The following is a 26,126-nucleotide window of genomic DNA, read 5'->3' as shown; positions in this document are numbered from 1 at the left end:
GGTGTCCTCCTGGTATCCGACGATCATGTCGAGCACCCCCGATTATGCCCGCTGGGGGTATCCCCGCTGGGATGCGGGCCGTCCAGGCGGGCGCCGACCGCCCCTGCGGCGCACAGCACCGCGCACTTCACCGCCGCCCGGGTCGCGGGGTGTCGGGTGATCCGCACCAACGTCGTTGCCACCGAGGACATGGTCCTCTCCTTCCGGGAGTGCATGGGATGACGGGATGTGGGTGGGCGGCGCCTGCACGCGCCGCCCACCCCGCGCTTCCTGGATGCGTTGCCTGCGGTTATCCGGTGAGGGACCGGAATCGGCGCAGCCGCAGGCTGTTGCTGACCACGAACACCGACGAGAATGCCATCGCCGCACCGGCGAGCATTGGGTTGAGCAGTCCGGCCGCGGCCAGGGGGAGGGCGGCGACGTTGTAGGCGAAGGCCCAGAACAGGTTGCCCTTGATGGTGCCCAACGTCTTGCGGGCCAACCGGATCGCGTCCGCGGCGGCGCGGAGGTCCCCGCGCACCAGCGTCAGGTCGCTGGCCTCGATCGCGACGTCGGTGCCGGTGCCCATCGCCAGACCGAGGTCGGCCTGCGCCAGGGCGGCTGCGTCGTTGACACCGTCGCCGACCATTGCGACGACCTTGCCCTGGTCCTGTAGCCGTTTGACGACGTCCACCTTGTCGGCGGGCAGCACTTCGGCGATCACCTCGTCGATACCGACCTGGTCGGCGATCGCGCGGGCGGCGGCGGTGTTGTCGCCGGTGAGCATGATCGGCGTCATGCCCAGCCTGCGCAGCTGTCCGATCGCCTCGGCCGAGGTGGCCTTGACGGCGTCGGCGACGACGAGCACGGCGCGGGCCTTACCGTCCCAGCCGACTGCGACGGCGGTCTTGCCCTCGGATTCGGCTGCGGTCATGGCCGCTTCGAGATCGGCGGGTAGGTGCTGTGCCCAGTCCGCGAGGAGCCGGGCCCGGCCGACGACAACCGCGTGCTCGTCGATCATGCCCTGCACTCCGAGGCCTTCGATGTTGGTGAACTGCTCCACCTTCGGCAGGGCGCCGACCTTGTCGCGGGCGCCCTTGGCGATGGCCGCGGCGATCGGGTGCTCGGAGGAATCCTCGAGGGCGCCGGCCAGGCGCAGCACCTGCATGGTGTCTTCGCCGTCGGCGGTGATCACATCGAGCAGGGTCATCTTGCCGGTGGTGACGGTGCCGGTCTTGTCGACCACCACGGTGTCGACGCGGCGGGTCGATTCGAGGACCTCTGGCCCCTTGATCAGGATGCCGAGCTGGGCGCCGCGGCCGGTGCCGACCATCAGCGCGGTCGGGGTGGCCAGGCCGAGGGCGCAGGGGCAGGCGATGATCAGTACGGCGACGGCGGCGGTGAACGCGGCCGCGAGGCCGCCGCCGGTGCCGATCCAGAAACCCAGCGTGGCGACGGACAGGGCGATGACGATCGGGACGAAGATCCCAGAGATCTTGTCGGCCAACCGTTGCGCCTGCGCCTTACCGGTCTGCGCGTCTTCGACGAGTTTCGCCATCTGCGCGAGCTGGGTGTCGGACCCGATGCGGGTGGCACGCACGGTGATCCGGCCGCCGACGTTGACGGTGGCGCCCACGACCTGGTCGTCGGGTCCGACCTCGACGGGCACGGATTCGCCGGTCAGCATCGACGCATCCACCGCGGAAGAGCCGTCGGTGACGACACCGTCGGTGGCGATCTTCTCCCCGGGGCGAACGACGAACTCGTCACCGACGGCCAGTTGATCGACAGGGATGCGCTGCTCGACACCGCCGCGCAGCACCGAGACCTCTTTGGCGCCGAGTTCGAGCAGCGCCCGCAGGGCGGCACCGGCGCGCCGCTTGGAGCGGGCCTCGAAGTAGCGGCCGGCGAGGATGAAGGTGGTCACCCCGGCGGCGGCCTCGAGGTAGATGTTGCCGGCCCCGTCGGAGCGGGAGATGGTCAGCTCGAACGGGTGGGTCATGCCCGGCATTCCGGCGGTGCCCCAGAACAGCGCATACAGCGACCAGCCCAGGGCGGCGAGGGTGCCCATCGAGATGAGGGTGTCCATCGTGGAGGTGCCGTGCCGCAGATTGGTGAAGGCGGCCTTGTGGAACGGCCACGCCCCCCACACCACCACCGGGGCGGCGAGGGCGAGCGAAAGCCACTGCCAGTGGGTGAACTGCAGCGCCGGAACCATGGCCATCGCGATCACCGGCACACTGAGCACCAGCGAGACGAGCAGGCGTTGACGCAGTGCGGCCGTGGGGTCCGGCTCCGCGGCGGGGCCGGCCGCGGTATCGGCGGCGGGCGGCGCCGGGACCTTGGCGGTGTAGCCGGCCTCCTCGACGGTGGCCACGAGATCCTCGGTCGACACAGCACCGACGTAGTTGACGCGGGCCTTCTCGGTGGCGTAGTTCACCGTGGCGGTGACGCCGTCGAGTTTGTTGAGCTTCTTCTCGATCCGGTTCGCGCACGAGGCGCAGGTCATGCCACCAATTTCGAGCTCGACCCGGCCGTCGGCGGTCGGGTGCTGCGTGACGGAATTCATCGTTCCTCCTCTCCGGTGGTGGTTTTCGTCAGTGCCCGTGCCCGGCGGGCATCGGCTCCGGGGCGGGGGGCACTGCGGCGCCGGAGCTCTGCCCGGCGGTCAGGGTGAATTCGGCGGTCCGGACCACTCCATCGTGCTGGAAGTCCAGGAACAGGCGGTAGTCGCCCGCGCTCGGGGTGGTGACATAGAAGTCGATGCCCGGACCTGGTGCGGTGACACCATCGCCGGGATGGCCGTCCGGGTGCACGTGCAGGTAGCCGAGGTCGGCGGCCCGCAGGGCCACCAGGTGACCGTACGCGCCGAGGTAGGGCTGCAGATCCGTCACCGGCTGCCCGCCGCGGGCCACCGACAGGGTGACCTTCGACGCCTGACCCGGGGTGAGGGTGCCGTCGAGGGTGACGGTGTACCCGTCGACCACGGCGGCTGCGGCAACCGGGGGCAGGGGCTGCGGATCGTAGGCACCGGCGACCTGCAGGTCGGCGCCCAGGGTCACGCCGTCACCGCCGGCGGAGGTGAAGTCGGCGAACACCCGGTACGCCCCGGCGCGGGTCAGATCGAGCGGAACGGACCAAGTTCCGGCGGCGTCGAGTACCGGGTGCACGTGCTGGTATCCGGTCAGGTCGCGGCGCACCGCGATCAGATGTAGTTGCTTGTCGTGGCTCTCCACGTAGCGGGTGACGGGTGCTCCGTCGGCGCCCAGGATGCGGAACCGCAGTGGCACGTCAGCGCCGGCGGGAACCTGCGCCGTGTCCAATGCCAGGGTGTATCCGCTGTCGGTGACCATCAGTCCTCCAGGTGCTTGTTCGGCGACCGGTGCGCCCGTAATCGAACCGGGTCCGGCGTCGTGGGTTGAGGTGTCGTGTGTGTCGGCCGGTGCGGGCACCTCGGGGCCGAAGGCGGCCCCGGCCCCGAGGGCGAGTGCGAAGACCGCGGCCAGGCCGACGGTGAATCCGGCGAACTTCGACGATGCGTTCATCGTGGGAATCTCCTGTCCGGGTCTGGGTGTCGGCCGGTCAGCCGGCGAGCTGGTAGCCGGCCTCGTCGACTGCCCGGGCGAGCGATGCCTTCTCGATCGGGGAGTCGGAGTCGATAGCGACCCGGCCGCTGGCGAGGTCGACGTCTACGGCGGTCACGCCGGGGATGTTGCCGATCTCTTCACGGACCGAGGAAACGCAGTGCCCGCAGGTCATTCCGGTGACGGTGACGGTGGTGGTGCTCATCGATGTCCTTCTTTCTTCGATTCGTTCGCCAGGTGCGATCGGGGTGCCGCGACCCATCTACAGATTTACCATACCCCCCTACCGTATGCAACAGCGACGGTATGAGGACCTGTGCTCACCGGGTTCATGCCCCCGGAGAGTGCCCGCGGGATCCCGGTGGTGGCGCAGCCAGGAAACCGGGAGTGGGGTCTTCGCGTGAACAAAGGGGGCAGTGCTGGTCCCGCGGGTCGGGGGGCCGAAGGAGTTCGCGGCGCGAGACACCCCGTCGATCGTTCGCCGGCGTGTTGTCACGGCCCAGCCCGCTCGGGGAACGGAACTCTCTCGGTGGCTTCGAAACGACCGCCTCTTGCGGATCGTACGATACCCCCCTATGGTACCGATATCGCTGAAGTTCCGAGCGGTATCTAGGAGGATTTGCGATGTGCACAGAAGATAGTAATCCGCCCGAAAGATCCGATCAGATTGCGATTTCCGCGGCCGCCTGGGGCCAGTGGCTTCGATGTTGCGGGTAAGCGCGCCACCGCACTCGTCATCGTTCAGCTCACAAATACCCCGTACCGGTAAGGAATGATTGTCATGTCTACGCAGGTTTCATCCACACGCAAGTGGTGGGCGCTGGCGTTGATCGCCGCAGCCCAATTCATGGTCATCATGGACACTTCCATCATCGGCATCGCGCTACCGGAAATGCAGACCGACCTCGGTTTTTCCCAGGAGAACCTGACCTGGGTGTTCAACGCCTACGTCATCGCCTTCGGTGGACTGCTCCTGCTCGGCGGACGCCTGTCCGACCTGTGGGGCGCCAAACGCATCTTCGCCTCCGGCTGGGTGGTTCTGCTCGCCGGATCGATCACCGCCGGCGCCGCCGGGAACGTCGGCACCGAACTGGCCGGACGCGCCATCCAGGGCGCCGGGGCCGCATTGATCGCACCCTCGGCACTGACGCTGCTGATGATGCTGTTCGGTTCCAACCAACAGGAATTGACCAAGGCCCTCGCCGTCTACGGTGCCGCCGCACCCGCCGGCGGTACCGCCGGTGTGTTCCTCGGCGGAATGATCACCGAATATCTCAGCTGGCCGTGGGTTTTCTACATCAACATTCCCATCGCCCTGATCGCCCTCGCCGCGACACCGCTGCTGATGCCCAACGCCCCCGCCCGATCCGGTTCGATCGACATTCTCGGCGCACTGACCGTCACCGCCGGACTGGCGCTCGCCGTCTACTCCATCGTCCGGGCTCCCGAGGTCGGCTGGGGCTCCGGTCAAACATGGGGATACCTCACCGCGTCCGCGGTGCTGCTGGCCGCGTTCGTGCTGATCCAGTCCCGGCGCCGTGACCCCCTCATGCGCTTGGGAATCTTCGCCGCCCCCAACCTCGCCGCCGCGAACATCGCCCAGCTGCTGCTCGGTGCGGCGTGGATCCCGATGTGGTTCTTCCTGAACCTGTACCTGCAGCAGGTGTTGGGGTACAGCGCCTTTCCCGCCGGCGCAGCACTCCTTCCGATGACGACACTGATCATGCTCGGCATGATCGTCATCGCGCCGCGGGCTATGCAGCGGTTCGGGGCGAAACCGATGATTGTGACCGGTTTGATCGTTCTTGCGATTGGGCTGGGGTGGATGGCACTGGTCCGGCCCACCGGTAATTTCTGGGTCGACGTGCTTCCGGCTTCCCTCGTTGCCGCAGCGGGTATGTCGCTCGCCTTCATTCCCTCCCTCGGCACGGCGATCTCCGCCGCACGGCCCGAAGAGGGCGGATTGGCGTCGGGCATTGTCAACGTCAGCTACCAGGTCGGCTCGGCACTCGGCCTGGCAACCATGACCGCGGTCGCCGCCTCGTTCGGCGCCAACCAGATCGGTAACCTCCCGGAGTTGACGAACGGATTCTCCGCCGCGTTCCTCGGCGCCGCCGTCATCGCCCTGGCCGGGGCTGGCGTCACCGCGGTATCGATGCGCACGCCCCAACCGGACACGGCACGGGAACCGGTGCTCGAGCAGCACTGACACAACGAACACGGTGGTGGGAGTCGGCAAGGCCCGGCTCCCACCACACGCGTACCGATCCTCGTGCCGCACGCCGACAACGACAACGCTGACTGCTGAGTGCATGGGCGCGCAGACCCCCCTTCCCGGGCACATCGACGCACTTTTCGGGATCTGCTCCAGACCACCCCGGAAAGTGTGGGGGCGGCGGTGCATGGGCCGGAGGGTGCCGACACGCCACCAACCCCATGAGTGAGGGGCCCAGGGTTATGGCGACTGGGGGAGCGGCCGATTCCGGAGATACGCGGCCCGGATCGTTCGTTCGTCCAGACCCAGGGCGTCGGCGAGGGCAGCGGCATGGCGATCGGACAGGGATGCTTCGCCCCGCTCGATCTTGCCGATGGTGGTGGTGCTGACTCCGGCTCGGTACGCGACTTGCCTTTGCGTCAATCCAGCAAGAATCCGCAGGTCGGCCAGGACCCGACGGTTCCGCGGAACAACAACGAGGCGGTCCAGCGAAATTCCCAGCTCCTCGGTAATCCGGGCGAGGTGCTCCGGCTCGGGGTGCGATCGCGAGGTTTCCCAATTATGGATGGTGGACGGATCGACACCGAGTGCGCGCGCAAGCGTGGTGCGCGACATCCCTGCAGCGGTGCGCGCGAGTTCGAGAGCGTGGGGCTGAAACCCGTTCAAGGGCGGTCTCACCGGCATCGTCCATTCATCGCTGATCCTATTGATTGACGATGTGTATACACCCCCGTTTCTCGGATACCGATTCCGATGCACACGAGGGCTTGCAAGTGTCCACGTCCACGCTGAACCCCCGCTGCCGATAGAGAGACACCGGGCACACCCTGCAGAACCCCAGCCCGACGTGACGTACGTGCAACGCGGAGCGTGAAAGAGTCCGTGTCCACGCGCCGATCAGAGACCGTGTCTCGGCCACACACGGGGCCAGATGCCCGTCCTCAGTTGTCGAGGAACTGCAGGATCTCCGGGACGACAGCGTCGGCGAGGTCGTCCGCTGTCCGCAGCACATCGAACGACACGTTCCGTGCGAGGGTCGCCTTCGGAATAGCCGCGCTCATGCGTTCAGCGACCGCAGCCGGATGGCGATCGTCGGCGCCGGGGACAATGAGCACCGGAACCTCGAGCGCGCCGAGTTCGTCGAGCGTGCGGAACGAGCGGTCACACCCGATGGCAGCTGCTGCGGCGACGCTCCCCGGGTCCGCGCGCGGAATGGCAGAGCGCACCAGGTTCCCGATCAGCGGTTGCAGGTGGGGAAGGAACAATTCCCACGCCGCTTCGATACCCTCTGCTCGCACCCGCTCGGCGAAGCGGTCCATCAACGCGGTTTCAGCTAATTTCGCCTCGTCGTCCTCGATATCCTCGGCGCTGATCACCACCACCGCCCGCACTCGTGCGGGGAAGGCCAGGCCGGTGCGTAAGGCGATGGTGCCGCCCAGCCCGGTCCCACCGACCACCGCCTCCGGTGCGCCGAGGTGATCCAATAAGGCGATCACGTCGTCGGCGTAGCGACTCCACGTGTGCAACGCCGGATCCCTGCACACCGAGCGGCCGTATCCCCGCACGTCCGGCACGACAACGGTGAACCGATCAGCGAGACGCTTCGCCATCGGCAGCAAGCTGTGATGATCCGGACCACCGCCGTGCAGCAGTACGACGACCGGACCGCTTCCACACCCGGCGGCGAACAAGCGGGTCCCGTCGTCACCGAAATAGTCGATCTCACGCATCGCCATCCGTTTCTCGTCGTTGAGTTCCTCTTCCCGCGGATACCTCAATGGGAAAGCGAGTGTCCCAGAGTGCCACGATCGGCTGCATGCATCCGTTCCGGTGGCACCAGGACCGGCGGGCGGGGCCCGACCAAGGGGGTAGCGCTTGGCTACGAACTCGAACGCGCCTTGCGTGATGCGCGATTCTGCAGCTACTGCAATAGATCCCATTTGGCTTCCTCGGCGCGATATCCGATCGGCGGCCTTTGAACCGACGAATGTCTCAAACCGCCACAGCTGTTCGTTGGTCCAGCGGGTGCCGTCCGAGCGGCGATCGAATCCCCCGGCGAGGCGCTACCCGGTAGTTCGTGCAGCGACCGCCGGGCGCGTTCGCGGTCAGCGGATATTTCCGTGCGATCGACCGGCCCTTGATCGAGCAAGGCGACCTCCTTACCCGCGGTGTCCTATCTAGTCTGCCGCGGAAGTCGCCGCGGCACCCACGCTGTTAGATACCCCACGGGGTACTTGCATGCCCCTGGGGGTATGCGGCAACCTGGTCGTATCGCAGTGAAGTTCCTTGCCTAGGAGGAGACCGGATGATTCTCGAGCAGTACTACATCGAATGTCTGTCGCACGCGTCGTACCTGATCGGCGACGAAGCGACGGGTCGGGCGATCGTGGTCGATCCACGCCGGGATGTCACCGAGTACCTCGACGACGCGCGCCGACATGGGCTGCGGATCGAGGGCGTGATCAACACCCACTTCCACGCGGACTTCGTCTCCGGGCACCTGGAATTGCTGGCGGCGACCGGCGGCTGGATCGGCTTCGGGGAAGCGGCGCAGACCGAGTACCCGATCCGCCGGCTGGCGCACGGCGAGCATCTTTCGCTGGGCGAGGTCGACCTCGAGGTGCTGGCCACCCCGGGGCATACCTGGGAGTCGATCAGCCTGCTCGTGCGCGAGACCCCGGGCGCGGTCCCCACCGCGGTGCTGACCGGGGATTCGCTGTTCATCGGCGATGTCGGCCGCCCGGACCTGGCCAACCTCGGGGGCGGCAGCACCATCGACCTGGCCCGGGCGATGTACCGCACCCTCCACCAGGTGCTGTTGCCGCTGCCGGATGCGGTGACGGTGCTGCCCGCACACGGCGCCGGGTCGTCCTGCGGGAAGAATCTGTCGGCGGAGCTGACCTCGACCATCGGGGAGCAGCGCCGCACCAATCCGTCGGTGCAGCCGATGAGCGAAGCCGACTTCGTCGCCGTGATCACCGACGGCCAACCGGCGGCGCCGGCGTACTTCTCGGTCGATGCCGCCCTGAACAAGGCCGCCCGCCCGGTCCTGGATCGGCAGCGCCGGGTTCCCGCGGTGACCGCGGCCCAGCTGCGCGCCGCGCTCGCGGCCGGGGTCCGGGTGCTCGATGCCCGCAGCGTCGCCGATTTCACCGCCGGGCACCTACGCGGATCGGTGAACGTCGGCTTCGACGGCCGGTTCGCCGAAACCGGTGGAATGGTCGCCGACATCGGTGAGGACATCGTGCTGATCACCTACCCCGGACAGGAGCAGGACGCGGCCATGCGGCTGGCCCGCATCGGCTCCGACGCCGTGATCGGCTACTTCAACACCGACGCCGGCGGAACGTTTCCCGGTGAGCTGGCCGATCTCGTCCGGACGGCGCCCCGGACCACCGCCGCCGCACTCGACGGCCTGCTGGCCGAGGGCGCGATCACGTTGATCGACATCCGCAATCCCGGCGAACGCGACGTCGGTGTGATCCCGGGATCGGTGCCGATCCCATTGCCGCAGCTCCGTTCCCGCGTCGGCGACCTGCCGGGCGACAAGCCGATCGTGGTGCACTGCGCCGGCGGCTGGCGGTCGAGCGTCGCCGCGTCACTGCTGCGCGCACAGGGGATCGAGCAGGTCAGCGACCTCGCCGGCGGCTACAACGCCTGGGCCGAACAGTCGATGCCGGCCTGACCTTCTCCGCCCTCCCGCACAGCCGATGTGCCCGGCGCCCGAACCCGGCGGCGGCCTTGACCGGGGCCGGTGCCGGAATCGGCTGCGCCGCACACAATTTCCCGGGCCATCGCCGGGTTACACCAACACCCTTGTTTACCAGGAGGACTGATCATGTGTTATCCCGTCGCGTGCGGTCGATGCGGAAAAACGACCTGGGGAGGCTGCGGCCGGCACGTCGACGACGTCATGCGGTCGGTGCCGGCATCCGAGTCGTGCTCGTGTGCACCGGTGTCCGAACCCGCGCCGCGGACCGGCTTCTTCGGCTCCCTTTTCCGCCGCTGATCCCCGCGAACCCGCCCCGCGACCGGTGGTCGGCGCACACCACCGCGCGCGAGATACCGGTCCGAGGTCCGAGGAGGATCCGGTGACGGTTGTGCTGGCCCTGACGCTCGGTGCCGTCATCGGGATCCTGCTCGGGCTCCTCGGCGGCGGTGGCTCGATCCTCGCCGTCCCCGGCCTGGTGTACGGCCTGGGGATTCCGCTCGAACAGGCGGTGCCGATGTCGCTGCTCGTGATCGGCGCCGCTTCGCTGTTCGGGGCCGTGCCGAAGATCCGGGCGGGGCAGATCCAGTGGCGGGTCATGGCGGTCTTCGCGATCACCGGTGTCGCGGCCGCGTTCGCCGGCAGCGCGGTGAATCGGCTGCTCCCGCCGGCGGTCACGATGGGTGGTTTCGCGGTGGTGATGATCGCTTCCGCGATCCGGATGCTGTCGAGCACCGAGAGCGTCGGCACCGCCTGCCGCACGGACGGCGCCTCGGCCATCGACTGGCGCCGCTGCACGTCCCGTTCCATCCCGGCGGGCCTCGGTGTCGGGTTTTTGACCGGGCTCTTCGGGGTGGGCGGCGGTTTCCTCATCATTCCCGCCCTCGTCCTGCTGCTCGGGGTGGAAATGGCCGTCGCCGTGGGGACGTCCCTGCTGATCGTCGCCGTGAACTCCGGGGCGGGGCTTATCGCCTACCTCGGCCATCTGCGCCTGGACTGGGCGCTGGTGGCGGTATTCACCGTGACCGCCATCGGTGGATCACTTCTCGCGAGCCGGTACGGCGGACACGTCGACAAAACCCGGCTGCAACGCTGGTTCGCCGCCCTGATCTTCGCGGTGGCGGGATTCGTCCTGATCGAGGTGCTCGCGGTGCGATGACGGGCAGCGGGCGTAGACCACGCACTCCACACTTATATACCCCGGGGGGTAGCCTAGGGCATCTCTCTTACGGAAGGAAGTGTCATGGTCGGTGACGACGACAGCGTTGCATTGGTGCTTAACAGGCTTCGGCGGGCGCACGGACAGCTCGCCGGGGTGATCTCGATGATCGAGCAGGGCCGTGACTGCAAGGACGTCGTCACCCAGCTGGCCGCGGTTTCGAGGGCCCTGGACAGGGCCGGGTTCAAGATCGTCGCCTCCGGTCTGCGGGAGTGCCTGACCGGCAACACCACCGAGAACGCCGAACCGATGACCGAGGCCGAACTCGAGAAGCTGTTTCTGGCGTTGGCCTGACGCCCGCAGTGGCAGCCGTGTCGGGGCAGCGTCGATGAGCCTGTTCCTCCTCCCGCGGCGGAATGATGGCTGGTCAGCCTGCGGGCGCAGCCGCAGGCGCGGGAGCTGTTGGTGCGGGGGCAGGCGGATGCGCCGCAACGACGATCAAACCCAAAGACATCGTGGTCGCCGACGCGGGTCCTGCTGTCGAGAATTGGAGGAGCCAGAGCGGATTGAAGATCGGAACCGCGCCTGATGAGCGCCGATCGCCACCGGCACCGGACGAGTAACGGAAATCTGTAAGGGAGCTTGGCGCACGCGACTGGATAAGGGACTTATCAAGTTATGTCGATCTCGTGGGCGGGGACGCTCATCGTTTGGGGTGTTTGATGGCGGGGTAGCTGCCCATCGGGATTGCCGCGCGGGCGGCGTGGATGTTCATGGTGTTGGGGGTGTAGCCGAGTAGGGCGGCGAGGGATGCGGCGTCGATTTCTTTGCTGAGGTCGTGCAGTGCGGCGTTGCGGATGGCTTGGATGTTGATGCCGAGTTTTCGGAGTCGTTGCATCAGGGTCTGTTCGGTGAGGTGTTGTCCGGCGCGGGTACCGGGGAAAAGCCAGTGCGAATCGTGGTTGGTCGTCTTCTGGTTTGCGCGGCTGTCGAGGTGTTGTTGTAAGAGGGGGAGCAGGGGTTCGGGCAGTGGGGCCGGGAGGGTGCCGATCCTGACGGTGGGTCGGGGCGGGGTAGTGGTGATGTCGTCGAGGGTGAGTTCGGCGATCTTGCGGACGGGGACGCCGTAGAGCAGGAACAGGAGTGCGGCGATGCGGGTGGACAGGGTGATGTGGTCGGCTTCGATGGTGGTGCGGATGAGTTCGAGTCGCGTGGTGGAGGCGGCCAGGGGCGTGGTCCGCGCTGTGCGGTATCGGATGGTGAATCGCGCTGCGATGCCGGTGCGGTGGCGCCACTGAATGAAGTTGCGGATGGTGTGGCGGGTGGTGGTGCCTTCGCTGAGGTAGGCGTCGAGGTGTGCTTGTCGCAGGTGAGCGATGGTGGTGTGGTGTTCGGTGCGCAGCCAGGTCAGGAACTTGGTGGCCTCGGTGATCTCTTGTTTGGCAGTGCGGGTGGCGTTGTCCATGTTGCGACCGGTGTCGGGAACGCGCAGTCGTCGTAGGTGATGCCAGCGGGCGAATTGCTCTATGGGCGCGTGAATCTCGGGCATTGGTTGCAGAGTTGTGAGTCGGTGGTCGAGCCAGGTTTCGAAGCGGGCCAGGCGGGGGTCGCCGCGGCTGGGCAGCATGTGGTGGTGGACGAGCATTTCGCGTAGGTGTTCGGCGCTGCGGGATGGTGGTAGGGCGTCGAATGCGGGGTGGGACAGGTGAAGTTCGCGACTGCCGATGCGGGCGAGTAGGTCGGCGGTGGTGGGGTGACGCATCCAGGTGAGGATGCTTTCTGGGCGGGGAACGGCGGCGAGGGTGGTGATGAGTCGTTTGATCCGCAGATCCGGTGGTGAGCTGGGGTTGAGGATGCGTTCGAGGTCGTGGGTGAGCACGCAGCGGGCGCAGTGCCCGCCGCGGAGGCGTTCGGCTTCGCGGCCGCACTGGTCGCAGTCGAGTTTGGTGGTGATGCCGGCGCAGTCGCGGCAGATGTGGGCGCCGGTGGAGGATCTTCCAGGCACGAGGCGGTGTTCGCCGCAGAACGCGCAGGGGGCGTAGGTGCGGGCGGCGGTGGTGAAGCAGGCGCCGCAGATGGCTCCGTCGGGCCAGTGCACCCGGAACTTGGGGACGAGGTTGCTGCACCGGGCGCATTCGAGGGTGCCGGTGCTGCGGGGTCGTCCGCGTGGGCGGGGATCAGTCATCGTCGGTGATGATGCGGGCGCGGACGGGACGGTAGGCGTTGAGGAGGGGGACGTCGGCGGGGGAGTTGGCGGTCTTGCTGCGGGATTGGCGGGCATCGGTCGCGGTGTAGGTGATCAGGTCGCCGGCTTCGACACCGAAGATGTCGCAGAGTGCGACCAGGACCTTGAACGCGATCCGGTCGGGTTCTTGCCCGACGATGCGGTAGATCTGTGATTCGGACAGGGTGATACCTCGGTCGCGTAGTGGTCCGACGAGGTCGCGGCTGTTTTTCATGCCGGCGCGGGCCATGAGTTCGCGCACGCGCCAGTGGTAGTGGATCTCGCGTTTCATTCCGGCTCCTTCGGGTGTGGTGATCCGGTGAGGCTGGCGTTGCTGCGTGAGAGGGTCGCGGTCAGGACTCGGTCGAGTTCGCGCGCTCGATAGTCGGGTGCGGCGAGGGTGTAGAGCGAGGTGGTCGCGGCGTGTTCGTGGCCGAGTTGCAGTTGTACGAAGCTGACGTCGTAGCCGTACTCGACTTGCAGGTTGGTGGCGTAGGCGCGGCGGAACGAGTGCAAGTCCAGGCCCGGTGGGAAGCCGAGTTCATCGACGAGACAACGCATTCGTTGCCAGAGGTTGCGCGTCGGGATCATGCCGCCCTTTTCGGTCGGGAACAGGGTGTCGATCGGATGGCCGTAGCGGGGAAGTCCGCGCTCGCACCAGTCGGCGAGTGCCTCCGCGGCCCAGTCGAACACCGTGAGCACGGTTCGTTGCTTGGCGGGTGCGCCGCGCATCGCTTTGCCGTGCCGCACACGTACCAGGCCCCATTCGCCGAAGAACGGTGCGCGGGCGTTGCGGGAGAGATCGACCAGCTGCAGGTGCCGGACTTCGTTGCGGCGCAGGCCCCATCCGTAGAGGGTTTTGAACGCCACCGCATCACGCCACGCCGTCAAGGCGCCCTTGCGGCCGGACCGCAAGATTCGCTCCGGTTCGAGGTCGGCCAGATCGAAGAACTGCTGTAGCTCGACGGGGGTGAACGGCCGCTTCACCGGCCGCGCGTCGTTGGCTTGCACGTGTCGAGCCCGATTGAACTCGGTGATGACCTGTGAGAACACCGTCCCGAACAGCCGTCCGCAATGCTCGTTCCAGTCGTAGGACGGGTCACTCGCGTAGTCGAAGAACAATTTCACGTCCGTTTGATACGCCCGAACCGTGGTATGAGCGAGATTCCGGACTCCCCGCAGGTGCCCGAAGAAGTCGTCCGCATCCACCGGTGACCACTGCCATGGATAGGTGCCGACGAACTCGGTCATCTGCTTGACCGAACTGGCCCGTCGACGCACGGTGTCGTCCGAGAAGTTCTGCGCCAAATGGGCCTGCCTCCACCCGGACAGCACATCGTCGAGAAACGCTTCCGGATCCGGGCCAGCCGCGCCCGCCGGTAGGTACACCAACCGCCCCATCCAGCCCCCTCAGTCCGTGCAAATTCTGCATTCGAAATGCATATCCTGCAATCGCTGGAGGTGAACAGCCAGGTCAGATGCTGTTCTGTTCGCTCGGCTCGGCCGCCGACGAACTGCGCATCGTAGATGTCACCGCGTTCCCCAATCCGTAAAGGCCGCAGGTCAATACCCGCAGCGACGGCAGCGGAGGAGCCTTACCACCAGTGGTCGTATTCGCGGGACATGCGAATAACCAACTTACTAGCTGACATAATATTCCTTACCGGCGTACCAAAAGGATTGGGGAAGAGGCTCTTTCACTCCTTTCGCCCGGCGGCACTCTCGATCCGAGCGTTCGTCGAGCAGATTACGCCCAGCTGCGGTGATCGGAGCGTGGATGACACGGGGGCGGAGGTTGGGCCGTGCGGCGGCTCCGTCGTAGTCCATCATCGAATCCGGTAATAGTCGGCGACCACCTCCCGGGGCCCGTGGTCAGAAGTAGCGGAGCCACACGTACCCCCATGCCAGGGTGGTACTCAGCAGGGTGACGATTATTCCGTACTTGGTGAAATGCCAGAAGGTGATGGGATGCCCTGCGCGGTGTGCGATACCGATCGCGACGACGTTGGCACTGGCGGCGACTGCCGTGCCGTTGCCGCCGAAGCATGCGCCGAGAGCGAAGGCCCACCACAGCGCACGGCCGGTTTCGGCGTCCGGCGCCTGACCGGCCATGCCCTCGACGACGGGGGCCATTGTCGCGGTGTAGGGGATGTTGTCGATGAACGCGCCGAGGATCGCGGATCCGAAGATCAGCGAGGTGGCAGCCGAAAAATAGTTGTCGCCGAACGTTGAGACGGCGGCAGTGCCGACGGCTTCGACAATGCCGGTGTGCACCAGGCCGGCGACCATCACGAACAATCCGATGAAGAAGACCAGGGTCGCCCAGTCCACTTCGGGCAGTACTTCGGCCACGTCGATATCGGTCACCACCAGCATTGCGCCGGCCCCGACGAGAGCAACGATCGACGGCTCGACATGCAGCACCGAGTGCAGCCCGAATCCGATGATGACGAGACCGAGCACCGCCAGCGACCGCATCAGCAGCCGGGTGTCCTTGATCGCGCGTCGTTCCTGCAGGGCCATCACCTTGCCCAGGTGCACCTCGTCGGTGCGCAGCGCGGAGCGGAACAGCACCCTGGTGGAAACCACGAACAGGGCAAAGATCACGATCACGGCAGGAGCCATGTGAATGAGAAAGTCGTTGAACGTGAGGCCTGCCCGGCTTCCGATGATGATGTTCGGCGGATCCCCGATCAAGGTGGCGGCGCCGCCGATGTTCGAGGCGAGCACTTCGGCGATCAGATAGGGCCGCGGGTCGATGCGCAGGCGCGCGCACACGACGATGGTCACCGGTGCAATGAGCATGATGATGGTGACGTTGTCGAGAACCGGCGATGCGATGGCCGTGATCAACATCAGCAGAACCATGAGCCGGAAGGGTTTGCCGCGGGACCGTTTCGCCGCCCAGATACCCAGATAGTCGAACACACCGGTCTGCTTGATCACCCCGACGATGACCATCATCCCGAACAGCAGGAAGATGACGTTCCAGGCGATCCCCTCATGCTCGGAATAGAACACCTGCTCCCCAGGGATCAGCCCGAGCACCGCCATCAGGGCCGCGGCGACGAGGACCGTTTTGACCTTGTGTGCACGCTCGGTCGCGATGAACCAGAGAGACCCGACGAAGATCAACAATGCGAGTACGGGGGCCATCGCTCAACCTGTCGTCGCGACCGGGTCTGCTGGTTCGGGATCAGTCACCGGGCCCGGCCACCGCCAGGCTGGTCAGAAGCCGCTCCAGCGTTACCGCGCCGACCAGCTTGCCGGCCGGGTCGACCACGGCAATCAGGGGGCTGTGCTTCTTCGCCATGACGGTGGCGATCTCGAGCAGCGTCGCCTCCGGAGGCACACTGGTCGGCTTGGCAATGGGATCGGGCAGGCAGTCACCGACGGTCAGCCGGCCGGCCTCCCGCCAGAACAGGTCGGCGTGCATTTCGTCGATGGTGCGGACCAGCGCGGGGTCGTCCTGATACGACTCGGGAATGGCGAGCCGCAGCACCTGTGTACCCGGTAGCACGGCGATCGGACGGTCCGCGTCGTCGACGACGATCAGCCCCGGCAGCCGGTTGACGACCATCAGCCGGACCGCATTCGACACCGGATCATTCCTCCGAACGGTGGGTGGGCTCACCGCGATCTCGTGTGCTTGCATGGCTTCGTTCCGTTGCGTGCAGGCTGAACTGGTCGTCATCATCATCGTCCTCGTTCTCGCATCAGTTCGCCGACCTGCCGTTCCACCGCGGCGAGCCGATCGGTGATCGGCCGACTGTGCAGGATCTCGGCCAGCTGATCGGCCTCGTCGGGTTCCAGAACGATCGACCGGGCCGGTACGTCGCGATCGGATTCGTCGTAGAGGAGCACGTGCCGAGTGCTGTGGGCATCGACCAGCAGGCAGAGTCGACCGCCGGCGCGGGTGACGAGCTGATGCAGCACACCCTTGCCCGGGACCGTCGTCCGATCGATCTGCATAGCACCTCCCTGCTGGAGATGAACCTCAGTCTGTGCGGACGATCGATCCCGTCACAATGGGGTGCGACACCCATTTCTGTGGGGCAGCGACATGTATGGACAATGCCGTCGTTGTGCGGTCACTCTGGTGGGGTGAACCCTCGCGTATCGGTCGTGAGCAGGTTTCGGGGGCGGACACGGACACCCGCCGGGGCGCTGTTCCGGCGACTCTTCGTGATCAACGGACTGGTCTTCACCCTCGGAACCCTCGCGCTCGCGCTGTCACCGGCGACGGTGTCGGCCCGCATCAGGTTGACCGAGATACCGGTGCTCGTGGTGGGGCTGGCTGTGATCCTCGCTGCCAACGCGTTTCTGTTGCGCTCGAGCCTCGCCCCGTTGGACGACCTCGCCCGCTCGATGGGCCGGGTGGATCCGCCACACCGTAGCGACCGCCTCGACGATCGCGGGAACGGCGATCTGCACGATCTCATCGCCTCGTTCAACGCCATGCTGGACCGGCTCGAAACCGAACGGAGTTCGGCGACCGGGTCGGCACTCGCAGCGCAGGAAGGTGAGCGAGCGCGGATTGCGCGGGAGCTGCACGATGAGATCGGCCAAAGCCTCACCGTGGCTCTACTCGCCCTCAAACGCGCGGTCGACAAGGCGCCGATCGAGCTGCGCGGCGACCTTCACCACGCCCAGGAGGCGGTGCGCGCCAGCCTCGACGAGGTCCGGGGCATCGCCAGCCGGTTGCGCCCCGACGTGCTCGAGGACCTCGGACTGCACAGCGCACTCAACGCCCTGTGCAGTGAGTTCACGCAGGCGACGCGGATTGATGTCGTCAGACACATCTACCCCAGGCTCGCCCGCCTGGATCCGAACATCGAGCTGGTCTGCTACCGCGTCGCGCAGGAGGCCTTGACCAATATCGCCCGCCACGCCGGGGCTCAGGAAGTGCACCTGGACCTGCACGTCGCCGACGATCACCTGACGTTGTGCATCGTGGACGACGGCAAGGGCGGCGTCGTCGCCGACGGGGCAGGGATCAAGGGGATGCGCGAACGTGCCCTGCTGGTCGGCGCCACGCTCGGCATCGACTCGCCGTCCGGTGAGGGCACGAAGGTTCGGCTGGTCGTCCCCTTGCGCGTGGAATCGAGCGTGCGATGAATGGTCGAGGTGCTCGCATACTGCTCGCCGACGATCATGCAATGGTGCGGAGCGGTCTGCGGATGATCCTCGATGCCGAGCCGGACCTCCAGGTGGTGGTCGAGGCCGCAAATGGATATGAGGCAATCGGTGCGCTCGACGACACCCTGGTCGACCTTGCGATTCTGGACATCGCGATGCCGCGGATGACGGGGCTGCAAGCAGCGCGAGAGATCAACCGGTCCCACCCACAGGTTCGGATCCTCATTTTGTCGATGTACGACAACGAGCAGTACTTCTTCGAAGCACTCAAGGCCGGCGCGTCCGGTTACGTGCTCAAATCTGTGGCCGACCGCGACCTCCTCGAGGCCTGCAGGGCCACCCTGCGAGGGGAGCCATTCCTCTACCCCGGTGCGGTGACCGCCCTCATCCGCGACTACCTGCACCGGGACCGGACCGGAGAATCACTGCCGGCCACCATTTTGACGCCCCGTGAGGAGGAAATACTGAAACTGATCGCGGAGGGCGACACCACCCGGGAGATCGCGCACACCCTGAGCATCAGTGCCAAGACAGTCGACCGGCACCGCGCGAACATTCTGCAGAAACTCGGACTGCGGGACCGACTCGCGTTGACTCGTTACGCGATCCGCGCCGGACTGATCGAACCGTAAACGACAGGCGAATCGAGGCAACCGCTTGGCTACACTCCCCCGGGGGTCATGCGGACGGCGTGTCCGGACCGGGGGGCCGCCGGCGCCGCCGCGCTCGCGCTGGGCGCGCTTGGTGGCATGCACGTTTCGGCCGGTGGTGTGGCCGAGATCCCGGCGCGCTGGCGCCGCATAGCTGAGCGTTTCCTTAATGTTCGGGTTGTGGTGTAGACGCGCGCCGCCCAGCCAGGGTAATTACATGTTCAGAGAGTGCGGCGAGTGCCGAACCGGGGGGGCGGAGAGGTCCCGATGGTGTGGAAGCCGTGCGTGTACGCGAGGCGTTGGCCGGAGTTGTGGGAACCACTGACTCAGTCGCAGCGGTGGGAGCTGTCGCAGGCACTGGCTGATGATCCGCCAAGCGATGCGAGCCGCGGCGAGATCGCGGACCTGGCCGACTATGTGGCTGGAACCATCACAGCTGACGAGTATGAACAGCGGGCCGAGTGGCGAATGGTCGATGCGGATTCGGACCATGGTTCGGTCGACACGGCGCCGATCGACACCGCCGCTTGAGCTGTATACCTCCGTGTCCTACGGATCTACCGAACGAGTTTCGGCACGCCGATCCACTGTGTCTGATGCGGGCGCGTCCTGGACCGGGACGCGGATTGCCACAACAGGTTCCGCACAGGGTTGGCCACCATTCGGTCGGCGTTCCGTGCGGGCGGGCCAGGAGTGCCCCGCCGTGAGGGATGCCAGTCGCTCGATGAAGGAGGTCTTGGCGGCCATCCAGGTACCAACGATCGCGGCGTGGCTCCACCGGCGTGTCCATGCAGAGGAACGGCGCGGTGAGCGCCGAGGGCGACGAGTTGACCGCGGTGGCCGAGGCCTCGGTACAGCAGTGTGCCGCCCTGGTGCAGGCTGCGATCGCAGCGGCGTCGAGTCGATGGGGCAGTTGGCATTCGCGAGTCTTGGCGGCGCGGAAGGTGCGAGTTCATCGCTCTTGCGCGCAGGCAGCGACGCGGGTGTCTCGGGACTGATCCGGTGGGTCCCCGTGGTGGCGCAGCTGAAGCGGCCGATGAGACAGATCTCAACCATGAAGAGAAGCGGTGTCACTTTCCAAATTTCATGTCACTCGCGTGTCACTTTCCAGGTTTGGTGTCACTCGGGACAACACTGGATGCGTGCCCAGGACCAGTGAGGTCGAGGTCAGGTACGTGCAGGACGACGGCGGTCCTGTCGCGACAACGGTCGCTGCCGTGGATCCTTATCAAGTCGTTCACGGTTTGCCGGTTCGACGGGTATCGATGAACATCCCGATGAATCACCAGGGCTGAGGCGTGCAGCTTCGCCGGCGAAGGTCATCCCGCCTCATTCGACGGCTGTCGTGTCTCCTCGAGGCGTTGCCGCTGCCGGATCCCGTACGCCGCCTCCTTGACGGCGGCGTCGTCTTCGAGACCCGACCCGAGCGCTCCACCGATGGTCGCGATGGACGCCAGTAGCCAGGTGAGCGTGAGGTAGTCGGAGAAGTTCACCCCGTGTCCGAGGATGCGGGACAGCAGTTCCGGGGGAAGAGTGAGACACGCGGTGAACAGCAGCAGGCAGAACAGGGCCACGTGCAGGACGATCACGCCGATGACCAGGGTGACCACGGTCGCGGTGTTGTACAGCACCGAACGATCCCGCTCGGCCGGCGACTTCGGCCGCTCCCATAGTTCGTGGTCAAGGATCAGCCAGAGAATCATCGCCACGATCGACAGGATCGTCGCCGCACTCATACGCCACGGACCCATCGTGTCGGCGAACAACCAGATCGTGTTCGTGGCCAGTGCGATAGCGCCCGTGGCGAAGGCGCCGACGAGCACCTTCGACAGTCCGGTGACCAGTCGCCACGGCCGGTTGGCCCGCACCATCCCCGACAGCAGTCGCAGTCGCCGCAATCCCGAGGGCGCAAAGTACCGGATGCCGTCCTCGATCTGCACACACGGGAACCGTCGCGCCGCGCCAGGCGGCGTAAGTTCCGGTTCATCGAGGATACGGGCGATCGCGAGTTCGGTGACGGAGCGGACGCGGTGCGCGATGTGGACGCCGCCTACTCCGGCGACGGAAATGAGCGCAAACAGGTGGTCGGCGCTGACGTCGGCCACCACCGGCAGGGTGTCCTCGCGGCGCGGTAGATCGGTGAGGTACACGACGATGTCCTCCTCCTCGGAGGACGGATCGACCGCGTCGATGACATCTGCGAAGTTCGCTTGCTCGTCTGCGAGGTAGGGCTTCTGGCGCACGCACGTCGTCCACCGGCGCTCGAGCCGGTCAGGGCTACGCAGGCGTCCCGGTAGGTACTCCGCGATGCGTTCCGCGAGAGCAGCTGGTTCACCCGGATCCGCGATCAACAGCACCGAGACCTGCTCACTCGCTGCATCGGGTTGCAGGTGCTCGTTCGCCTTCACCGCCTACGCGTACCCGTCCGGACTGCCCCCAAACTCCAGGCAGTGAGTTCGAGTCGATCAGCGCTGCGGATCTCCGCTGGCTCGGTCCGGGAGACACCTCCACTAGCGTCCGAGAATGCACCTTCGACACGACCGGGCGCAGTCGTCGGGATCTGGCGTGGTCGGTATACACCTGCCAATCGACCCATCCGGGCAAACCGACCATCAATCGGCGGGTGATCGATCGTTTTACGGGACAGCGACCGGGCTGAGGATTTCGACAAGTTAGCGAGAATCAAGCACTGGCACGACCTTATGAACCTGCAGGTCAGGTGCGCAGAGGACTGACACCGAGACGTGGAACCTACACCAGTTTTGTAGGTTCGGCAAAGCGGTGTTCTCCAGAATTTGCATGTCTCATGAGACATCCAGACTCTGGCGCCGAGGCTGGTCAGCGAGGGACTGCACCGTGAGACGTCGCCTCACTCGGCTGGACGGGCTTGCCATCAGGGCGTGGCCGCGGTGAGCGACGAGTTGATCGCGGTGGCCGAGGTCTCGGTGCAGCAGTGTGTCGCCCTAGTGCAAGACGGCGATCGCAGTGTCGTCGAGTCGATGAGACAGTTGGCATTCGCGAGACTTGGCGGCGAGTAAGGTGGCGAGTTCGTCGCTCTTTGTGTCGCAGGGTGGCCCAGGACTGATCCGGTGGAGCCCCGTGGTGACGCAGCTGAAGTGGCCGATGAGACAAATTTCAACCATGAAGAGAATCCGTTTCACTGTCCAAATATCGTGTCACGCGCGTGTCATTTTGCAGGTTTCGTGTCACTCGGGACAGCATTGGATGCGCGCCAGGCCAGAGAGGTCGAGGTCAGCTACGTGTAGGACGAAGGGGGGTCATGTCGCGACAGCGGTCGCTGCCGTGGATCCGCATGAAGTGGTTCCGTCCGATCAGTCCCAGCAAGGGTGCGTGAAACTGCGATGCCGTCGGTGAAGTTCAGTTGCCGCCGGGATCCTCGGGGCGCAACCTGAGTCGGGCGGCGAGGATGTCCTGGCGATGACCGTGATCCTGCGGTGTTGCGCGAACGCCATCGCCCGCAGTCGGGCGAGGGCAGCGGCAGGAGAGACCCGAAGCTGGACGGCCATCATTCCGGCGGCCACGTGCACTGTGCCGCGCGGAAACAGGGCGGGATCGACCAGCGTCGGGTTGCGCGTGGGATCGAGTTCATCGACCACCATCGGGCCGAGGGCAGCGGCGTAGCCGGCCGCGGCCCGATAGTGCTGGGCGTCGAGCCGGCCGGGCTGGGTGCGATAGAGCTCGAGGACACCGATGCGGGCACCGTTGAACAAACGGAGTGGAAAGGCGAAGACGGCGCGAACGCCGAGGTCGAGTATCTCGGGGACGAACATCGGCCACCGTGTCACTGCGGCGGGATCCGTCAGATCGGAGTGTGATTCGGGCACCGAGGAGCGATACGCGGTAAGGCCGGGGCCCTCACCCAGGGTGAACTCGAGTTCATCGATCCGTTCGGCGGTGATGTCGGTGGCGTACACCAGGTCCCGACTGGTGTCGCTGGCTACTACCGCGACGGCCGCGCCGTCGACACCGATGTCGTCCGAGCATTGCCCGCACAGGGTACGAGTGCGGGTGAGCACGGACACCGTGTGATCGTCGTCGAGACGAGCGGGGTTCTGTTCGGCGCTCATTTCCCACACTTTCCCCGGCAGCGCGACCGCAAACAGCGACCGCAAACAGCACGCGGCTCACGCCACGAACCTCCGTAGAGGTGCACTCGCTGCCTCGGCCGGCGACACCCGGCGGGGACACCTCGCAATCCTTCCGCTACTGATGCGCTAGAAATAAGCGTGAATTCCGAGCAGGTGGTCGGTGGTGGTGAGCCGCAGCGGGTGGGTAGTTTCCGGTTCCTTCTCGCCGGCCAGCGGTGGGAGTGGTCCGACACCGTCGCCCGCATGCACGGGTACCGGCCGGGTGAGGTCGAGCCGACCACCGAGTTGTTGCTCTCGCACAAGCATCCCGAGGACCATCCGCAGGTCGCCCGGGTTCTCGATCGGATGGTCACCGACGCCGAACCGTTCAGCAGCAAACACCGCATTGTCGATACCGCCGGCAAGGTCCGGCACGTCGTCGTCGTCGGTGACCGTGTGCACGATGACACCGGCCGGGTGATCGGCACGAGCGGGTTCTACATCGATATCACCGATTCGCACACCAGCGATGTGAAGGACTCCGTCGATGAAGTGGTCGCCGAACTCGCGCAGTCACGGGCGGTGATCGAGCAGGCCAAGGGGGCGCTGATGCTGGTTTACGGCATTTCCGCGGATCGGGCGTTCGATATCCTCGCCTGGCGCTCTCAGGACACCAACATCCGGCTGCGCACGATCGCCGAATCGTTCGTCGCCGGTCTTGCCGACCTCGACCCTGACGAGGGCGGGCTCCGCCGCCGGGTCGATCACCTGCTGCTGACCGTGCACAGCCGCGGCCGCTGACCTCTCCCCGCGGCCGTGCCGGTGACCACACGGTGGTGGAAGTGGCCGCTGCGGCCGAGGCTCATGGGTGTGGTCCGCTCGCGCGGACTTTCCGCGGAACATGCTGTCAGCCTTCGAGATGCGGTTACTCGAGGTGAGCGTTCGCAACTCCGGGTCGCGAAGTATTCATGTGGCTCACACGATGCCCCGGCCCCGAGGCCGGGCCATCAGCATGGTGGAAGGTCAGAGGCGACTCGTCGGGTCGGTCCCGACGCTGGTGCGCACGGTCGGCTCGTTTCGACGTTCGAGTCCGACGAGACCGAGTAGGCCCGCGAGGCGTAGCAGCCCACCCGGACCGTGTCGGGCGCGGCCGAGATGGGGATTGCGTTCTTCAGATGGGCCCGGCATTCCGGAGTGCCGGTCGCGTTCAGGCCACGTCGGTTCAGCCATTGCCTGGCCGCCTTCCGCATCGCGTCCACGTACTGTCCCTCGCCGAATCCACTGAGCACACGCCACCTTCACTGAGTCCGCAACCGGGACATCGGCTCCGCAACCGCAACCGCAGCCGGTGCCGCAGGCAGCAGGTGCCCTTCTCCGGCACCACCTGGCTCGGCGGCCACGGCCGCCATGGCACTGTGCCCCAACGGCGTCCGGGCGATAGCGGCGACCGGAAGGTGCGTCCGTTCTGCTGGCACGACCTGCGCGACGCCGCCGTAATCGGGGCGGACGATGGCCACCTCCCACGTCCGGGACCAAAACTAGAGGCGCGGATGAGTGTGCGGGTGTGTGACACCGTCGATCACGACCAGATCCGCCGGGGGATCCCACTGCACCAGGGCGCCGGGTCTCGGACATGGCGGCGGCCGGGGCGGCGGAGGTTATGCTCGTCGGCGTCCTCGGTGCCCGCTCGGGTCACTATTTCGAACACATTTTGTGGGAGGAATGGTTCGCCCGGTTCGACGCATCGCCTGTGTTTCCGCTGCCCGGACGATCCGGGTGCGTGTCGTCTCACCTTTTTCGTGGAGCGACCGCCGACCGTCCATATGGTCAGTCTGAGCCCGTAACCCACCTCCCGAACCCTTGTCCCGTGCGTGGTGCTGCGGGGTGGTGTGCGCTCGGGTCGCTGCGTCGGAGAGTGTGAACCGGCGCACCCCCCCGTGTCGGGTGCCGACAGTCTCAGTGGATGCCGCTGTCGGGGGTGCGGTTAGAAGTCCTCGTCGATGCAGGCCAGTCGGTCACCGGCCATGCCGGCTTGCCCGGGGCCGGTCTGGGTGTGCTGGTCGTGGACCACCACGGACTTGGCTTCGCCGGGACGGAACTCCCAGTTCACCGTCGTCGAGGCCTGGGCGTTGCCGCTCGGGTCGGTGGTGATGTCGAGCCAGATCTCGTTCTGCGGGTTGGCATACGCGGGATCGGACGATGATGCTTGCGGGGTGGCGGCGGGGTCGACGGTGTTCTGGTAGTGCGGTCCCGAATCGGCCGGGGAGGGCCCGCACGGCTGGGTGTGGACGTGGACCCCGAAGTCGCGATTGGGGGCGAGGCCGGTGGCGTCGAGTGTGATGGTGGTGCGGCTGTTGTCCTCGTCGGAGTCGATATTCACGGTCGATCCCACCGGGACGGCGGCTTCGTTGTAGGTGAAGGCGTTGTCTTCGGCGAGGGCGGTTCCGGGTGGCTGGAAGGCGCCTCCGGACGTGTCGGGGACCGGCAGCATGTCGGTGCTCGTTTCCGAGGATGCGGGCGGTGTTTGTACGGCGGGTTCCTCCGTCGAATCGTTACTCCCGCATCCGGCGACGATCAGGGCGGTCAGGGACACGCCTGCGAGGACTGTGGTGCTGTGCAGCGGATGCATAGGGTCGCAGTACCCGTGACCGGGGATTTCGAATCGCGGGTTTCCGCCCTGTCGAGCTGGCGGGGCTGTGCCTGGTACTTCCAGTACTGTCGTCTGGTTCGTACCGACGAAGAACGCGAGAAGTGGATCTTCTGTGGCAGGCACCGGTCGTGGTGGAGCTGTTCGACGACATCGACGGCACGCGAGCATCAGCGACGCGGTCGACGCGGTCGACGGGGTCGACGGGGTCGAGTCTGTGATCGATCGGAAGAAGGAGCACGCGAAAGAGCTCCGCGAGACCTTCGAGTCACTACATCGCCTACTCCACCCGGGTGGGGCCGTAAATACCGAGCAGGGGCACAAGCTCTCCTCCCGCGGCCGCATCCCCGCCGTTGGAATACCAGCGGAGGGTCCGCTGTGGGATGAGCCCGACGGGGGCGCATACCCCGGGTACCACAGCAGAACAGTCGCCGAGCGACCACGTGCCACCGAACCGGCCATGCCCGCGGTGATGCTGCCCTCGGACCCGGGCGGGAATCGCCGCGATCTTCCGGCGCAGCTGGCCGAGTTCCTCCGCAGACCCGACGACCCGTGGTTGGCGGCGATCACCGTGGAGGGCACCGACGCGCGGGCATTGACAGCTCGAACCCGACATGATCGTCACCGCCGACACCATCAGCGAAACGCCCTCGCCGTACCTGCCGATGCCCTGCCGCGACGGGCGATCCGGACGCCCTAACACCCACGTCAAATGCGGTGTGCGGTGGGTAA

General features: G+C 66.3%; 26 protein-coding genes. 9 read left to right on the top strand and 17 right to left on the bottom strand.

The window, feature by feature from the left end:
* Positions 1–23 precede the first annotated feature (23 nt).
* The 4 genes from GFS60_RS31550 to GFS60_RS31535 form a co-directional block, all read right to left on the bottom strand.
* Entirely contained in the window at positions 24–191 is a 168-nt protein-coding gene (locus tag GFS60_RS31550) for a hypothetical protein (RefSeq protein WP_159928112.1), read from the bottom strand.
* 98 nt (positions 192–289) lie between these two features.
* On the bottom strand, positions 290–2,548 hold the full coding sequence (locus GFS60_RS31545) for a heavy metal translocating P-type ATPase (RefSeq protein WP_159928110.1): 2,259 nt from the start codon (positions 2,546–2,548) through the stop codon (positions 290–292).
* A gap of 28 nt (positions 2,549–2,576) precedes the next feature.
* A complete protein-coding gene (locus tag GFS60_RS31540) occupies positions 2,577–3,524 on the bottom strand; it encodes a hypothetical protein (RefSeq protein WP_159928108.1) in 948 nt (315 codons plus the stop codon).
* A 37-nt stretch (positions 3,525–3,561) separates the two neighbouring features.
* The gene (locus GFS60_RS31535; protein WP_159928106.1) at positions 3,562–3,768 is read right to left on the bottom strand and encodes a heavy-metal-associated domain-containing protein; all 207 of its coding nucleotides are present in this window, start codon (positions 3,766–3,768) and stop codon (positions 3,562–3,564) included.
* A gap of 576 nt (positions 3,769–4,344) precedes the next feature.
* Here GFS60_RS31535 and GFS60_RS31530 point away from each other — a divergent pair.
* On the top strand, positions 4,345–5,772 hold the full coding sequence (locus GFS60_RS31530; RefSeq protein ID WP_159928104.1) for an MFS transporter: 1,428 nt from the start codon (positions 4,345–4,347) through the stop codon (positions 5,770–5,772).
* 246 nt (positions 5,773–6,018) lie between these two features.
* On the opposite strand, the gene GFS60_RS31525 is transcribed toward GFS60_RS31530, so the two are convergent.
* Together GFS60_RS31525 and GFS60_RS31520 are read right to left on the bottom strand one after the other, a co-directional pair.
* Entirely contained in the window at positions 6,019–6,462 is a 444-nt protein-coding gene (locus GFS60_RS31525) for a helix-turn-helix domain-containing protein (protein ID WP_159928102.1), read from the bottom strand.
* Between the two features lie 257 nt (positions 6,463–6,719).
* Positions 6,720–7,514: an alpha/beta fold hydrolase gene (locus tag GFS60_RS31520; RefSeq protein WP_159928100.1), complete on the bottom strand. Its 795-nt coding sequence runs from the start codon at positions 7,512–7,514 to the stop codon at positions 6,720–6,722.
* Positions 7,515–8,083: 569 nt separating this feature from the next.
* Here GFS60_RS31520 and GFS60_RS31515 point away from each other — a divergent pair.
* From GFS60_RS31515 to GFS60_RS31505, 3 genes are all read left to right on the top strand, one after another.
* Complete coding sequence (locus GFS60_RS31515) at positions 8,084–9,463, top strand: MBL fold metallo-hydrolase (RefSeq protein WP_159928098.1); 1,380 nt, start codon at positions 8,084–8,086, stop codon at positions 9,461–9,463.
* A gap of 406 nt (positions 9,464–9,869) precedes the next feature.
* Positions 9,870–10,646 (top strand): sulfite exporter TauE/SafE family protein, encoded by a 777-nt coding sequence (locus tag GFS60_RS31510; protein ID WP_159928096.1) that lies wholly within the window; start codon positions 9,870–9,872, stop codon positions 10,644–10,646.
* Between the two features lie 84 nt (positions 10,647–10,730).
* Entirely contained in the window at positions 10,731–11,000 is a 270-nt protein-coding gene (locus tag GFS60_RS31505; protein ID WP_159928094.1) for a metal-sensitive transcriptional regulator, read from the top strand.
* Positions 11,001–11,349: 349 nt separating this feature from the next.
* On the opposite strand, the gene GFS60_RS31500 is transcribed toward GFS60_RS31505, so the two are convergent.
* From GFS60_RS31500 to GFS60_RS31475, 6 genes are all read right to left on the bottom strand, one after another.
* Positions 11,350–12,831: a hypothetical protein gene (locus GFS60_RS31500; RefSeq protein ID WP_159928092.1), complete on the bottom strand. Its 1,482-nt coding sequence runs from the start codon at positions 12,829–12,831 to the stop codon at positions 11,350–11,352.
* Positions 12,824–13,162: a helix-turn-helix domain-containing protein gene (locus GFS60_RS31495; RefSeq protein WP_159928090.1), complete on the bottom strand. Its 339-nt coding sequence runs from the start codon at positions 13,160–13,162 to the stop codon at positions 12,824–12,826. Before GFS60_RS31495 ends, GFS60_RS31500 begins: the two co-directional genes overlap by 8 nt.
* Complete coding sequence (locus GFS60_RS31490; protein ID WP_159928088.1) at positions 13,159–14,271, bottom strand: tyrosine-type recombinase/integrase; 1,113 nt, start codon at positions 14,269–14,271, stop codon at positions 13,159–13,161. The genes GFS60_RS31495 and GFS60_RS31490 overlap by 4 nt, the downstream gene beginning before the upstream one ends.
* A 471-nt stretch (positions 14,272–14,742) precedes the next feature.
* Positions 14,743–16,026, bottom strand: a complete 1,284-nt coding sequence (locus GFS60_RS31485) for an SLC13 family permease (protein ID WP_159928086.1) — start codon at positions 16,024–16,026, stop codon at positions 14,743–14,745.
* Positions 16,027–16,066: 40 nt separating this feature from the next.
* The gene (locus GFS60_RS31480; protein ID WP_159929075.1) at positions 16,067–16,525 is read right to left on the bottom strand and encodes a CBS domain-containing protein; all 459 of its coding nucleotides are present in this window, start codon (positions 16,523–16,525) and stop codon (positions 16,067–16,069) included.
* 41 nt (positions 16,526–16,566) lie between these two features.
* Entirely contained in the window at positions 16,567–16,842 is a 276-nt protein-coding gene (locus GFS60_RS31475) for a hypothetical protein (RefSeq protein WP_159928084.1), read from the bottom strand.
* Positions 16,843–16,944: 102 nt separating this feature from the next.
* On the opposite strand from GFS60_RS31475, the gene GFS60_RS31470 reads away from it, so the two are divergent.
* From GFS60_RS31470 to GFS60_RS31460, 3 genes are all read left to right on the top strand, one after another.
* Entirely contained in the window at positions 16,945–17,988 is a 1,044-nt protein-coding gene (locus tag GFS60_RS31470; RefSeq protein WP_159928082.1) for a sensor histidine kinase, read from the top strand.
* On the top strand, positions 17,985–18,641 hold the full coding sequence (locus GFS60_RS31465; protein ID WP_159928080.1) for a response regulator: 657 nt from the start codon (positions 17,985–17,987) through the stop codon (positions 18,639–18,641). Before GFS60_RS31470 ends, GFS60_RS31465 begins: the two co-directional genes overlap by 4 nt.
* A gap of 285 nt (positions 18,642–18,926) precedes the next feature.
* Complete coding sequence (locus GFS60_RS31460; RefSeq protein ID WP_159928078.1) at positions 18,927–19,190, top strand: hypothetical protein; 264 nt, start codon at positions 18,927–18,929, stop codon at positions 19,188–19,190.
* A 788-nt stretch (positions 19,191–19,978) separates the two neighbouring features.
* Here GFS60_RS31460 and GFS60_RS31450 read toward each other — a convergent pair.
* On the bottom strand, positions 19,979–21,067 hold the full coding sequence (locus GFS60_RS31450; protein ID WP_159928074.1) for a hypothetical protein: 1,089 nt from the start codon (positions 21,065–21,067) through the stop codon (positions 19,979–19,981).
* 924 nt (positions 21,068–21,991) lie between these two features.
* Positions 21,992–22,747: a GAF domain-containing protein gene (locus tag GFS60_RS31445; protein ID WP_159928072.1), complete on the bottom strand. Its 756-nt coding sequence runs from the start codon at positions 22,745–22,747 to the stop codon at positions 21,992–21,994.
* Positions 22,748–22,906: 159 nt separating this feature from the next.
* Here GFS60_RS31445 and GFS60_RS31440 point away from each other — a divergent pair, with 159 nt between their 5' ends.
* Entirely contained in the window at positions 22,907–23,548 is a 642-nt protein-coding gene (locus tag GFS60_RS31440) for a PAS and ANTAR domain-containing protein (RefSeq protein ID WP_201453688.1), read from the top strand.
* 222 nt (positions 23,549–23,770) lie between these two features.
* Here the strand turns inward: GFS60_RS31440 and GFS60_RS31435 are convergent, their stop codons facing one another.
* The 3 genes from GFS60_RS31435 to GFS60_RS31425 all read right to left on the bottom strand — a co-directional run bounded on the left by GFS60_RS31435 (position 23,771) and on the right by GFS60_RS31425 (position 25,376).
* Positions 23,771–23,977 carry a hypothetical protein gene (locus GFS60_RS31435; RefSeq protein ID WP_159928070.1) on the bottom strand — a complete coding sequence of 69 codons (207 nt, stop codon included), beginning with the start codon at positions 23,975–23,977 and terminating at the stop codon, positions 23,771–23,773.
* 68 nt (positions 23,978–24,045) lie between these two features.
* Positions 24,046–24,264 (bottom strand): hypothetical protein, encoded by a 219-nt coding sequence (locus GFS60_RS31430; protein WP_159928068.1) that lies wholly within the window; start codon positions 24,262–24,264, stop codon positions 24,046–24,048.
* Between the two features lie 467 nt (positions 24,265–24,731).
* Entirely contained in the window at positions 24,732–25,376 is a 645-nt protein-coding gene (locus GFS60_RS31425) for a superoxide dismutase family protein (RefSeq protein WP_159928067.1), read from the bottom strand.
* Between the two features lie 133 nt (positions 25,377–25,509).
* On the opposite strand from GFS60_RS31425, the gene GFS60_RS39435 reads away from it, so the two are divergent.
* On the top strand, positions 25,510–26,094 hold the full coding sequence (locus tag GFS60_RS39435) for a hypothetical protein (protein WP_236603586.1): 585 nt from the start codon (positions 25,510–25,512) through the stop codon (positions 26,092–26,094).
* Positions 26,095–26,126 lie beyond the last annotated feature (32 nt).

It is taken from the genome of Rhodococcus sp. WAY2 (assembly GCF_009859915.1).
GTDB classification, from domain to species: domain Bacteria; phylum Actinomycetota; class Actinomycetes; order Mycobacteriales; family Mycobacteriaceae; genus Rhodococcus_F; species Rhodococcus_F oxybenzonivorans.
This window is presented reverse-complemented; position numbering and strand designations above follow the sequence as displayed.